Origin of the sequence: Nocardia sp. BSTN01 (assembly GCF_015354405.1) — a bacterium.
Lineage (GTDB): Bacteria > Actinomycetota > Actinomycetes > Mycobacteriales > Mycobacteriaceae > Nocardia.
In genome coordinates, this window is record NZ_JADKYP010000044.1 from 1 (window position 1) to 13,070 (window position 13,070).

Here is a 13,070-nt window from a genome sequence, read left to right on the forward strand (position 1 = left end):
CATCACCACACCGGCGAGCGCGATGATCCACATCCACGACGCGGCCATCTCGCTGTAGAGCCGGCCGGTATCGCCGAGATGCAGGTTGCGGTGCAGCACATCGATCCAGGTGCGCAGGGGCAGCGCACCCGTGCTGCCGTAGACGACACTGTCGCCCACGGAGGTCGCGGTCGCCGGGTCGACGAAGACCGCGCGCCGCTCGGATTCCCCGAGGCTCGGATCGGTGAAGATCACGCGCGTGGTGTCGCCCGCGTGCTGGGCCGGGTCGACCGCGACCAGCTTCAGCGTCGGTTCAGCGGCCACACCCGCCGCGATCTGCTCCGACAGCGGCCGCGCCGGACCCGTCGAATCGACGTGCAGCAGGTCGCGATTCACGATCGACTCGATGCTGGGCGCGACCGCGTACAGTGCCCCGGTCACCGCCGCGATCAGGATGAACGGCGCGACGAAGAGGCCGGCGTAGAAGTGCAGCCGCATGGCCAGCGCCTGTACGGCCCGCGAGGGGCCCGACCGAGCGGGTCGCGACCGGTCCGAGCCGGGTGGTGATTCGTGCGCCGCGTCGGGCGGCGACTGCTCCGGCTGCGGCGGCTCGGTGCCCGCGGCCGGAATATCGGTGATGCTCACTGGTAGTGCTCCTGTTTCGAGGGCACCCACATTGTTGTGCGCGACATCGCCTCGCCGGAGTCCGGCCGACCGCACCGGCTGAGATGAATCAGCTGCGGTGCCACCGGATCGGCCGCGCGTGGTCCTGGAGTTCCGCCGCACTGGGACTGTGGCGGTACTGCGGGCCGCGGGCCATCGGCAGTGCGCTGCCGGCCGCTGACGCGTTGCGCGCACCGGCGCCGTTCGGAGGCGCCGAATCAGCGCGGGCCGACCGGGGATCGAAGGCGGCGTCGGAGCCCGACGCCGGCGATCTGCTGCCCGGACCTGCGCGGCAAGCGCCCGAGACGGTGCACCGACCGTCCGAAACTCGGTGTCGGCGAGGATGATTCGCGAATGTGGGTGTTGAGATGTCTCAGCAGTACGCAGGGAGCGGCGGTCCGCGGGTGCGGAAGGTTTCGGTGGGGAAGATCCGCAGGATCACCCGGTCTCGGTGGACGCTGCGGGGAAGAATCGGTTCGTCGATCGCCGGGAGGCTCACCGGGATCGGCAGGACACGCGCGACCGCGGTACCGATCCGGTAGGCGGCCTCGGCGCCGAGAATGACGACGGCGGCGCAGACCGCGCCGACCAGGTGGGCAACCAGCATGGCCGGTGTCCACAGCGGCATATCGGGCATCTGCGCCATATCGGCCGACATCACGAGGTGGCCGATCAGCTGGCCGCCCCACAGCGCCGTGACCAGTCCGACGGCGGTGGTACGCAGCGGTGCCAGCCCCGCGACGAGCGCGCCGACCACCGTGGAGGCGGCCACCAGCAGCATCAGCGTGCTGGACTGCACCGGCATCCCGCCCGCCGCCCAACCGTGCGCGGCGATCGACAGGGCTCCCGACACGGATCCGGCCGACGCGCCCCGCAACCGCGCCACCGCGGCCCGACGCGTACGCGTCGACACCTGGGCGCGGGCCGATACGCGGCCGGACGGGGGAAACACGAGCTGAATGATAGCTGACCGCTTCGAAGCCAATTCACAGATACGTCGAACTCATTCCGCGTGGAAGCTCCGCGGAAACGCCATCGGCCCGGGAGTCGCACTCCCGGGCCGATGCGTGCCGGACGACTCAGTCGGCGGTGACGTCCATTTCCGTCAGCGGCTTGCGCAGCAGCTTGCCGGTGGCGTTGCGGGGCAGCTCGTCGAGGAAGATCACCTCGCGCGGCACCTTGTAGCGCGCCAGGTTCGCCTTGACGTAGTCCTTGATCTCCTGAGCGTCGCGGGTGGAATCGGGACCGGGAACGACGAAGGCGCGCAGGCGCTTGCCGAATTCCTTGTCGTCGACGCCGACGACCGCGGCCTCCTGCACGTCGGCGCGGTCGGCGATGAGGTGCTCGACCTCCTGCGGGAAGACGTTCTCGCCGCCGGAGACGATCATGTCGTCGTCGCGGCCGTCGATGAACAGCAGCCCGTTCTCGTCGAAGTGCCCGACGTCGCCGCTGGACATCATGCCGTCGATGGTCTCTTTGGTGCGGCCGTCGGTGTAGGCCTTGAACGAGTGCGCGTTCTCGATGAAGATCGTGCCGGTGACGTTCGGTTCGGTGATGCGCTTGCGGTTCTCGTCGAACAGCGCCAGCCGGATGCCGAGCGGCGGACGGCCCGCGGTGCTCGGCGACTTGCGCAGATCCTCCGGGCTCGCGACGGTGATCAGCGCGCATTCGGTGGAGCCGTACACGTTGTAGAGCACGTCACCGAAGTAGTCCAGGCTGCGCGTCACCACGTCCGGCGGAATCGCCGAGCCGGCGGCGAAGATCATCCGCAGCGAGGACATGTCGTACTTGGCGAGCGTCTCGGGCGGCAGGTCCAGCATGCGCTGCAACATGGTGGGCACCACCACCAGCGACTCCGCCTTGTACTTGTCGATGTTGGCGAGCGTCTTCTCCGGTTCGAAACGCCGCTGCTGGAAGATCATCCGGTTGCCCAGCGAGAGCCCGAGGGTGAACTGCGACAGTCCGGTGGCGTGGAAGACCGGCGCCGCGACGACCATGGAACCGTTGCGCGGCAACGGAATTCGGTCCAGGAACTGCGCGGAGATGAACGGGCTCACCTTGTCGCGCGGCGCGCCCTTCGGGGTGCCCGTGGTGCCGGAGGTCAGGATGACCATGCCGCCCGGCTTCGCCGGCGCGGCCACCGCGTCGGGGGAGTGGCCCGCGCGCAGCGAATCCACGGTCGGGATCGCGGGATCGACGTTGTCGGACTCGTCCACCCAGGTCAGGATGCGGGGGATCTCGTCGGGGATGGCGCTCATCAGGTCGAAGAACTCGCTGTCGTGCAGCACCAGTTTCACCTGCTCGCGCGTGGCGACGTCGGCGAACTGCGGCTTCGCGAAGCCGGTGTTCATCAACACCGCGCGCACACCGAGCTTGCCGGTGGCGGCCAGGCTCAGCACCATGCCGCGGTGGTCGCGCGCCAGCAGCGCCACCACATCACCCTCGCGCAGCCCGTGCGCCGCCAGGCCGCGCGCCAGCTGGTTGGACTGCTCGTTGACCTCGGCGAAGGTCAGCTCGCCCCGCTCGTCCAGCAGCGCCGCGGACTTCGGATTGGTCTTCGCGGCGTGCATGATCACGCCCGCGAAGGGTCCGAATTTGGTGACGTTGAGCGCCGAGCTGACCGCATGGTCCGGTCGCAGCGGGCTGAACAGCCCGCGTTTGCGCATGACGTTGACCCCCAGAGCCAGATCTCCGGCCTTTCGGAGGGCAGTGCTTGCTGACGGAAGGACAGCTGACATAGGTACAACCTTCCGCGGATTCCGCCAGGCAGGCGGGACCGCAACATCGAGATCCAGTGCCTGCTAACCCTAGCAAGCAGGGGTGCGTGAATGTGGTTCGCGTCTCTGTAACCGACGGTACCGTACAACTGGTCGGGTGACCGCTTAGGTGATCTGGTATTCCACCAATTCCCGGCGCAGCAGCTTGCCGGTGGCGTTACGCGGCAAATCGTCGAGGAACACCACGTCACGCGGCACTTTGTAGCGGGCGAGGGTGCCCTTGACGTAAGCCTTGATCTCGTCGGGATCCAGGGTGACACCCGGCTCGGGCACGACGAAAGCGCGCAGGCGCTTGCCGAATTCCACGTCGTCCACGCCGACCACCGCCGCGTCGAAGATGTCCGCCCGCTCCAGCAGCAGGTTCTCGACCTCCTGCGGGAAGACGTTCTCGCCGCCGGAGACGATCATGTCGTCGTCGCGGCCGTCGACGAACAGCAGTCCGTGTTCGTCGAAGTGGCCGACGTCGCCGGAGGACATATAGCCGTCGATGATCTGCTTGTGCCGTCCGTCGGTATACCCGCCGAACGGCGCGCCGGAGCGAATGAAGATGCGCCCCTTGACATTCGCGCCGTGTACGCGGTTGTCGTTCCCGTCGAACAGCACCACTTCGCATGTGATGGGCGCGCGGCCGGCGGTACCGGGAGCGATGGCCAGATCCGCCGGCTGGGCCACCGTCGCCACCGCGCATTCGGTGGAGCCGTACAGGTTGTAGAGCACCGGGCCGAACGCCTCGGCGGCACGCACCGACAGCTCCGGAGACAGCGCCGAACCGGCCAACACGATGGATTTCAGTGAGGACAGGTCGTAACGCTCGCGCACCGCCGGATCGAGTTCGACCATGCGATGCAGCATCGTCGGCACCGCTACCAGCAGGTCGACATCGTGTTCGGCGATCAGGGCCAGGGTGCGCTCGGCGTCGAAGCGTCGCATCATCACCGTCGTCGCGCCGAGAGCGGTGGCGACCAGCCAGGTGGCCTGGCCGGTGCTGTGGAAGATCGGCGAGACGATGAGCATCGTGCCCTGCGGCGGGAACGGGATCCGATCCGCGATCTGCGCCGAGGAGATCGGCGAAACCGCCTCGCGGGGAGCGCCTTTCGGCAGGCCCGTGGTGCCGCTGGTGAGGATCACGAAGCCACCCGGCTTGGCCGGCAGCGGCAGCTCGTTCGGCGGGTGGGCGGCGATCAGTTCCTCGATCGTTATTGCGCCCGTGGGCAATTCGGCGCCGTCGTCGACCCAGGTGATCACCCGCGGCAGTTCCGGCGGCAGCGCGTCGAGCAGGCCGACGAATTCGCTGTCGTGCAGCACCACCTTCACGTGCTCGCGTTCGCAGACCTGCGCGAACTGCGGTTTCGCGAAGCCGGTGTTCATCAGCGCCAGTCGCGCACCGGCCTTCCCGGCCGCCGCCATCGCCAGCAGCAGTCCGCGGTGATCGCGCGCGAGAATGCCGATCACTGTTCCTGCTTCGACACCGAGCGACTGCAACCCGCGCGCCAGCCGCGTGGAATTGTCGTCGAGTTCGCGGAACGTCATACTGCCGTGCTCGTCGACCAGCGCCGTCCGCTGCGGCCACATCCGCGCGGCATGGCGCACCATCGTCGCCTGCGGCCCGAGCCGGCGCCCCTCCTTCGCCGACAACACCGTCTCACCCAGATTGCGCGGATCGATGAACCCGCGCTCCCGCAGCACATTCAACGCCCGCACCGCCTCGGTCACCTCGACCGCCTTGCGCGCAACCCCGTGCAGAACCGACCCGATATCGACGCCCACGTCAACCACCTCCACACGACCCGACCGCGTGCTGGGGACGGTAGCAGCCGCAAGTGTGACGTGGTACACACTTCCGGTCAACAGCTGGCCTCGATTGTGGGTCCTACAATCCCCGCGTGGCAGCACCGGACGACTTCAGCGATCGCACGGCTCGCACCGCTGAGCTGGTTACCCGATTGCACGAGATCGTCGCGGAACTCGAGGTACTGCACAACGGGCGGAAGTTCACACCCGATGGTCACCTCGTAGGCTCGATCGCCGAGGCTCTGTTCGATATCACTTTGCAGCCACCATCGACCGCCGGACATGACGCTGTCGCCGGGGACGGTCGCGCGGTCGAAATCAAAGGGACGTACGGCCGGGCGGCGGTCGCGATCCGGATGACATCGCACGCCGCCGCCGAGGCATTGATCGTATTGGCCCTCTCGCGGGACCCCGCTGTGCCGCACGAGGTGGTCTACAACGGTCCGCTGCGTACAGTTGCCGGCGCGATCGGACGGCCTGGATCGAATGGCCAGGCACGACTTTCACTGAACCGGTTGCGAACAATGAACGGCACTGTGCCCTCCGGAGAGCGAATACCTCACCGCCGCAGGAATATCGACGCCGATGAGTGATTCGGCAGCACGCGACGAACGACGATTCGGTTCCGGCGAGACCGCGAATTCCGCTGCCGATTCGGCCGATCAAGACCTGAGCGTAAGCACGAAAAGCCGGTGCGGGTCGTGAACCCACACCGGCTTTTCGTTGTCCCGCGACCTACTTCAGCTGTGCGGCCTCCGCCTGCCCGTTATGGCCTGCCCTTCTCGCGTAGAGGCTCCGGGGTCAAGGGTCGGCGGATGCCCATTACGTAGTGACGGGTGGTGCCCTCGAGGCTGGAGGGGCGCGGGAAGACAATGCAGGCCGACACCACCAGGGTCACGTGGCCGATGGACACGCATATCGGCAGAGGATCGTAGAGCTGTCCGGCGTTCGGTATTGGTCTTCTGACCAGCAGAGATGCGGGATGTGCGCGTAACGATGCCTGGTGCAGACTCCGATGATTCAAGTGGGGGCAAAAAGAATCCATTTTGAAGGAGATGAGGACAATGGGTTCATTCGGACTCGACCTGGGTGTCGGATTCACTGCGGCTGTGAAGTGGATCGAGCTGATGTTCGGCATCGATCTTGGCGTCCACTGACGGCTCGTCACAGGCCATTGACCGCCGGTCGAGCGACTGCCGGCGGTCAGTCCTTTGAGGCGGGCGCTCTCCTTCGGAACAGCGTGTCCGGGAACGAAAGAACCGGTGCGAGTCACGAAGCGGACCCTCACCGGTTTTCCGTTCTCCCGCAACTACTTCAGCTGCGCACTGCTCAGTTCCAGCACGCGCCGGGCCACGATCAGCTGCTGAATCTGCTGGGTGCCTTCGAAGATGTCGAGGATCTTCGAGTCGCGGCTCCACTTCTCCAGCAGGGTGCGCTGGGAGTAGCCCACCGCGCCGGCGAGTTCGACGGCCTTCAAGGTGACGTCGGTGCCCATGCGGCCGGCCTTGGCCTTGGACATGGAGGCTTCGAGGGAGTTGGGCTTCTTGTTGTCGGCCATCCACGCCGCGCGCAGGGCGAGCAGGTAGGCGGCTTCCCAATCCGATTCCATCCGAAGGAATTCCGCGGCGGCGGCGGTCTGGTTGTTGGCGGGGATGTCGTAGGAGATCTCCACGCCGGACTCCTCGAGGATGGTACGCAGTTCCTCGAGGGCGGCGCGGCCGACGCCGATGGCCATCGCGGCCACCAGCGGGCGGGTGTTGTCGAAGGTCTGCATGACCCCGGCAAAACCCTTCTCCACGTTGACTTCCGGGCTGCCGAGGATGTTGTCGGCCGGAATGCGGCAGTCCTCGAGGCGCAGTTCGGCGGTGTCGGAGGCCTTGATGCCGAGCTTGTGCTCGAGGCGAGCGACGGTGAGGCCCTTGGCATCTCGCGGCACCACGAACGACTTGATGGCCGCGCGGCCCTTGGACTTGTCGACCGAGGCCCACACCACGATGTGGGTGGCGCGGGAGCCGGCGGTCACGAAGATCTTGGTGCCGTTGAGAACCCACTCGTCACCGTCGAGCACCGCGGTGGTCGACACGGCCGCGGAGTCCGAACCGAAGGACGGTTCGGTGATGGCCATCGCCGCCCACACCTTGCCGAAACGCTCGAGCTGTTCGTCGGTGGCGACCGCGGCGATGGCCGCGTTGCCGAGCCCCTGATAGGGGATCGACAGCATCAAACCGACGTCGCCCCAGCAGGTTTCGAGCGCATTGAGCAGTGCGGACATGTTGCCGCCGTTGCTGTTGCCGAGCAGTTCGGTGGAGTGGCTGTCGGCGGCCTCCGCACCGGATTTGGCCTTGCGGCCGCCGGTGGCGCCGGAGATGTCCTGGGTGCCGGAGTCGGCCAGGCCCTCCACCATGGCGGCCATGGTGTCGAGCTCCACCGGGTACTCGTGCTCGGCCAGGTCGTATTTGCGCGAGATGGGGCGGAAGATCTCGGCGGCGACCTGGTGGGCCTGGTTGGCGCTGGCCCGCAGCTTCTTGGGGAGTTCGAGATTGATCATCGGAATGTCTCCATCAATACGGTTCAGGGGGTCGAGGAGACCCGGATCAGATCAGGACCACACCTTCGGCGACGCCGATCGCCCGCAGATCGCGGTACCAGCGCTCGACCGGGTGTTCCTTGGTGTAGCCGTGACCGCCGAGCAGCTGCACGCCGTCCAGGCCGATCTGCATGCCCTTGTCGGTGGCGAACTTGCGGGCCAGCGCCGCCTCCCGGGAGAAGGACAGCCCCTGCTCCGCGCGTGACGCACCCCGCAGAGTCACGAGCCGCAGGCCGTCGAGTTCGATGGCGATATTGGCGACCATGAACGCCACCGCCTGCCGGTTCGCGATCGGCTCACCGAACGCCTCGCGCTCCTTCACGTACGGCTTGACGTAGTCCAGCACGGCCTGGCCGGTGCCGACCGCGAGCGATGCCCAGCCCAGGCGGGCCAGCCGCACGGCATCGGCGTACTCCTCGGCGCGCTGGGCGGCGTCGCCGTCACCCAGGATGGCCTCGGCCGGAACCGCGACGTTGTCCAGGATCAGCCGGCCCAGGCCGGCGGCGCGCAGGCCCATGCTCGGATCGGCCTCGATCACCACACCCGGCGTATCCGATTCGATGATGAAAAGTGCGGGGCGGCCGTCGATTTCGGCGCCGACGAGGAACAGCTCGGCGTCGGCCGCCGCCGGAACCAGGCTCTTGACGCCGTTGATCCGGTAGCCGCTGGGGGAGCGGGTGGCCTTGGTCTGCAGCGCGAACGGATCGAACAGTGCCCTCGGCTCGCTGATCACGACCGAGGCCTGCGGCACGTTCTCACCCGTGAAGGCGCCCAGGTAGGTCTGCTGCTGTGCGTCCGAACCCCACTGCGACAGCGCGACGGCCACACCCGACGGGGCCAGGATCGGCAGGGTCAGGCCCATATCTCCGTGCGCCAGCGCCTCGGCGACCAGCGAGTTGGTGACGGCGCCACGCTCGGTGGCCGCACCCTCGAGTTCCTCGGGCACGTTGATCAGCGTGATGCCCAGTTCGGCGGCGCGCTCGAGCAGATCCTTGGGCGCCTGGGCCGCGCCGTCGGCCTCGTAGGCCGCCGGGCGCAGGATCTCCGCGGCGAACTCGCGCACCGTCTCGACGATCATCTGCTGTTCGTCGGTCGGGGTGAGGTCGAAGTAGTCCTTGCTGCGGGACTCGTTGGCGGGCAAGCGCTTCGGCTTACCACCACCGGATACCTTGCCGAATGCGCGGGTCGCGGCGCCGAGCGTACGGAAGCCGGTCTTGGTGCCCTCGTAGGTCAGCCGTTCGATGGGCTTGCGCAGGTTGTACTTCTCGGCCAGTTCGGAACCGGTAATGGTCGTCATGACCCGCATGGCCGCGCCCATCCAGTCGCGCTTGACCGGGTTGAGGCCGACAGCGGAATCCGGACGTCGCTTCGTTGCGGTGTCTCGAGTGCTCATAGTCACCAGTCTTCTCGGGTGTGGGTTTCGGGTGATCGGTCCCAGGATCTTACTTTCGAGTAAGTCTATCTTACTCCAGAGTAAGAACGCAGTCGAGAGGCTGCGGATATCGCCGTGATCTCGATCCCATCGCCGCCTCGGCAACCGCCCCGCACAAGCAGGGCAATTGACCAGGACGGCCACCGAGTACCCAGGTGAGGAGGAGGCGAACGCGCACACGGTCGAACGGCGAACGCCGCATCGGCCGGAGCTTCGGCGCAATGCGGCGTTCGGTTCGGTGGGCTGTTGGATTCCAGGAGTTGTTCGAGAAAGGCGGGCGGACCGTGCCGACGTGGCACGGGTGCCGGGCGGCCGTCCTCAGGGACGCAGCGCGGCGAGTACCGAGTCGTGCAGCAACCCGTTGGTGGCGACCGCGCTACCGTGATGCGGTCCGGGGGTTCCGTCCAGGGCGGTGAAGCGGCCGCCGGCCTCGCGCACCAGCACATCGAGGGGCGCCAGATCCCACAGCGAGACCTCCGGCTCGGTGGCGATATCGACCGCGCCCTCGGCGAGCAGGCAGTAGCCGAAGAAGTCGCCGTAGCCGCGGGTGCGCCACACCTGATCGGTCAGTTCGATCAACTGGTCACGCAGGCCCAGGTCCCGCCAGCCGGACAGGCTGGAGATCGCGAGACTGGCCGAATTCAGGCCGCCGACCTCGGACACCGTGAGCGGCTTCGGTTCCCCGGCCTCGAAGCGGGTCCACGCGCCGGAACCCGTTGCGGCCCACCAGCGTCGGCTCAACGCGGGCGCGCTGACGACGCCGACGACCGGAACGCCGTCCTGCAGCAGCGCGATCAGGCTGGCCCACACCGGAACTCCGCGCACGAAGTTCTTGGTGCCGTCGATCGGGTCGATCACCCACTGCCGTCCGATGAATTCGGCCTCACCGCCGAACTCCTCACCCAGCACGGCATCGTGCGGGCGGCGCTCGATGAGGATTTCGCGCAGCGCCCGCTCCACCGCCAGATCCGCATCCGAGACGGGAGTCAGATCCGGTTTGCTGTTCACCTTCAGGTCGAGGGCGCCGAAACGATCACGGGTGATCGCATCGGCCGCATCGGCCAACAGCAGGGCAAGTTCGAGATCGCCGGCATGATCGCTCACACGGCAACCGTAATCGGCGCATCCGATCGGAGCCATTCGGCCTCGCGGCGGCCCACTTACTGCTGCGGATTCCAGACCGCGGGCCAATCCTTCCCGCGGAAGGCCGCATCGATACCGCCGTCGCAGAAGATCACCGAGCCGACGAAGAAGCCGGCCTTGTCCGACAGCAGGAAGGCCGCGAGGTCGGCGATCTCCTCCGGGCGTCCCGGCCGCCCGATCGGGGTCATGGCGAGGAACTGTTTCATCCCCTCGCCGGTGAGCGCGTCCTTGCTGCCCTCCTGGGTCATCGGGGTGTCGATGATGCCGGGCGCGATGGCGTTGAGTCGGATGCCGTCGGCGATGTATTCCGCCGATTTGGTACGGGCGTACCAGGCCAGGGCCGCTTTCGTCGCCGGATAGGCCTGGATCGCGCCCAGGTCGCCGAACGATTCGGCGATGCCGCGGGCCCCTTCCTCATCGCCGGCCAGGCAGGCGTCGGCCAGCTCCACCGGCCAGAGCGGTTGTGTCGTCGTGGAATTCGACGACACCAGTACCACCGACGCGCTGCCGGATTCGCGCAGCAGCGGCCGCAGCCCCTCCAGCAGCGCGATCGCGCCGAAATAGTTCACCGACACCACGAGCCCACCGGGACGCCCCGTCGCGGCCGCGACCCCGGCGAAGGGCAGGAATCCGTCCAGCCGGCCTTCGCTGATCCGGGTAACCTCGGCGACCGCATGCGCCCGGCCCTCGGCCGTGGCCAGGTCGGCGGTCACTTCGGTGTCGCGCAGATCGACACCGATCACCCGGTGCCCTTCTTTCTCCAGGTGTGCGGCGACGGCCGCCCCGATCCCCGACGCGCTCCCGGTTACGGCGATGGTCCCCATCGACCCTCCTGTTTCGGCTGGATGAAACCGCGAATCCGACTTCGAAATCGAGGCTAGTGGCCGACTCCGGTCGCGTGGCGTTCCGTTCCGCTGAGCGGGCCTGCCGGACTGCGTGCGGCCGGCCCGCGGGACGGCAGCGGCGCCGATTCGTCGGTATTAGGGGTTCCATCGGCGCTGAACTAATCGTGCAAACCGCGCCGCATCAGGCGGTTTTCGCGTTTTTCCGTCGAGGTTTGCACGATTGGTTCACCCTTCGCGGGCTTCGAGCCCGCGTCAGCCGTTGTTCACGCCGCGACCCGCGCCGCGGCCAAAGCATTCGCCCACCAGTGCAATTGGTCGAGCATTCCCGCTGCCGCCGCCTCGGACTCGCTCGGCGCGGTCCACCCTCCCTCGGCGTCGAACTGCTGGTAGTACCGCGGGAAGGACACGTAGTCCCGGATCGTGTGCGCGTTCAGCTCGGCGAACACCTGCCGCAGATGCGCGATGGCGCTCAGCCCGCCACTCGCCCCGCTGTAGCCCACGAAGCCGATCGCCTTGCGGTCCCACTGCGTGTAGTGCCAGTCGATCGCGGTTTTGATCGATGCCGGGTAACTGTTGTTGATATCCGGCGTGACGACGACCATTGCGTCGGCGGCGTCCAAACGCGCGGTGAGATCGAGCATTCCGGCCGGACGCTGCGGATTCGGTTCGATCCGCGGTGAGACGGCCGGCAGTGCGACGGGCAGCTCGGCGTCGGCGAGATCGATCAGGTCGACCTCGAAGCCGTCGTGCCGCCGGGCCTGCTCGGCGAACCACTCACCGACCACCGGCCCGAAGCGGCCCTCCCGGACGCTGGCGATGACAACTGCGAGCCGCAGTGTGCTGCTGGACATTTCGGATCTCCTTCGGAAAGTGTCGTTCGCTGTCGTCGACTCTGCCGTCCGGGCGCGCGGCCAGGGAGCCCGCTGTGAGGGTGGTAGTGAGAGGGATACCCTCGGCGCGCCCGGCGCTGTTAGCGTCGATCTGTGAGCGATAACGAGCTGGGGCTTTTCCTGCGTACGCGGCGGGAGGCGGTCAGCCCCGCCGAGGTCGGGCTCTCGGCCGGACCACGCCGCCGCACTCCGGGCCTGCGCCGCGCCGAACTCGCGACACTCGCCGGAGTCAGCGTCGAATATCTGATCCGGTTGGAACAGGGCCGCGACCGGCATCCGTCGACGGGGGTGCTGTCCGCACTGGCCGATGCCCTCCGGTTGAGCCCGAGCGAACGCGTGCAGCTGCATCGGCTGGTCAAGGCCGCCGACCCGGGATTCAGCTGCACCGGCGGCGCGCTGCCCAATCGCCTGGTCCGGCCCGCGGTGCAAGCGATTCTGGACCGTCTCGCCCCGGCGCCCGCGGCCGTCTTCAACCGGCTCGGTGAGATCCTGAGCTGCACCGATGGCTACCGTGCGCTGGTCGGCGGTACCGGCTTGCTCGACCACGGCCTGCCCGCGGGCTACCCACGCTGGCTGTTCACCGATCCGCGGGCCCGCGTCGTGTACCCGGAGTGGGATCGTCGTGCCGACCTCGCGGTGGCGAATCTGAAGGCCGGTCCCTTCCGCTCGGATCCGACCATCGCCGCGCTCGCCGATGAGTTGACGCTGCTGGCGGGTGCGGAATTCACCCGTCGCGTCGCCGACATCGCCGGACTGCCCGATACCAGCGGCATCAGCCGGATGGACCATCCCGAGGCCGGCCCGCTGCGGCTGGCCTACGAACGGCTGGACCTGTCCGCCGACGACGACCAGTACATCCAGGTCCAGCTGCCCGCCGACGACGCGACCGCCGCGGTCCTCGACGCGCTGCTGGGCCGCCGCCCGGGTGGACTGCGCGCGGTATCGGGCTGAGCCGCGCTGCCG

The 13,070-nt window shown here is 67.7% G+C and carries 11 protein-coding genes; 2 read left to right on the top strand and 9 right to left on the bottom strand.

Going from position 1 to position 13,070, the window contains the following annotated elements; genetic code table 11:
- The 4 genes from IRT45_RS26855 to IRT45_RS26870 all read right to left on the bottom strand — a co-directional run.
- Positions 1-624 (bottom strand): PepSY-associated TM helix domain-containing protein (locus IRT45_RS26855; RefSeq protein ID WP_375540161.1); only part of this gene is annotated, 624 nt, incomplete at its 3' end.
- Between the two features lie 391 nt (positions 625-1,015).
- Positions 1,016-1,594 carry a hypothetical protein gene (locus IRT45_RS26860; RefSeq protein ID WP_309241166.1) on the bottom strand — a complete coding sequence of 193 codons (579 nt, stop codon included), beginning with the start codon at positions 1,592-1,594 and terminating at the stop codon, positions 1,016-1,018.
- A gap of 127 nt (positions 1,595-1,721) precedes the next feature.
- The gene (locus IRT45_RS26865; protein WP_194808650.1) at positions 1,722-3,380 is read right to left on the bottom strand and encodes an acyl-CoA synthetase; all 1,659 of its coding nucleotides are present in this window, start codon (positions 3,378-3,380) and stop codon (positions 1,722-1,724) included.
- Between the two features lie 144 nt (positions 3,381-3,524).
- Positions 3,525-5,186, bottom strand: a complete 1,662-nt coding sequence (locus IRT45_RS26870) for an acyl-CoA synthetase (protein ID WP_375540162.1) — start codon at positions 5,184-5,186, stop codon at positions 3,525-3,527.
- Positions 5,187-5,302: 116 nt separating this feature from the next.
- Here IRT45_RS26870 and IRT45_RS26875 point away from each other — a divergent pair, with 116 nt between their 5' ends.
- Entirely contained in the window at positions 5,303-5,803 is a 501-nt protein-coding gene (locus IRT45_RS26875) for a DUF6998 domain-containing protein (protein WP_194808651.1), read from the top strand.
- A 716-nt stretch (positions 5,804-6,519) separates the two neighbouring features.
- On the opposite strand, the gene IRT45_RS26880 is transcribed toward IRT45_RS26875, so the two are convergent.
- From IRT45_RS26880 to IRT45_RS26900, 5 genes are all read right to left on the bottom strand, one after another.
- Positions 6,520-7,758 carry an acyl-CoA dehydrogenase family protein gene (locus IRT45_RS26880; protein WP_194808652.1) on the bottom strand — a complete coding sequence of 413 codons (1,239 nt, stop codon included), beginning with the start codon at positions 7,756-7,758 and terminating at the stop codon, positions 6,520-6,522.
- A 46-nt stretch (positions 7,759-7,804) separates the two neighbouring features.
- Positions 7,805-9,190, bottom strand: a complete 1,386-nt coding sequence (locus tag IRT45_RS26885; RefSeq protein ID WP_194808653.1) for an acyl-CoA dehydrogenase family protein — start codon at positions 9,188-9,190, stop codon at positions 7,805-7,807.
- Between the two features lie 357 nt (positions 9,191-9,547).
- Positions 9,548-10,333, bottom strand: coding sequence for a histidinol-phosphatase (gene hisN / locus IRT45_RS26890; protein WP_309241167.1), 786 nt, complete (start codon positions 10,331-10,333; stop codon positions 9,548-9,550).
- Positions 10,334-10,389: 56 nt separating this feature from the next.
- On the bottom strand, positions 10,390-11,196 hold the full coding sequence (locus IRT45_RS26895) for an SDR family oxidoreductase (protein WP_194808655.1): 807 nt from the start codon (positions 11,194-11,196) through the stop codon (positions 10,390-10,392).
- A 284-nt stretch (positions 11,197-11,480) separates the two neighbouring features.
- Positions 11,481-12,068, bottom strand: coding sequence for an NADPH-dependent FMN reductase (locus IRT45_RS26900; protein ID WP_194808656.1), 588 nt, complete (start codon positions 12,066-12,068; stop codon positions 11,481-11,483).
- A 132-nt stretch (positions 12,069-12,200) separates the two neighbouring features.
- Between IRT45_RS26900 and IRT45_RS26905 the strand changes: the two genes are divergently transcribed.
- Entirely contained in the window at positions 12,201-13,058 is an 858-nt protein-coding gene (locus IRT45_RS26905; RefSeq protein WP_194808657.1) for a helix-turn-helix domain-containing protein, read from the top strand.
- The last annotated feature ends 12 nt before the right edge of the window (positions 13,059-13,070 follow it).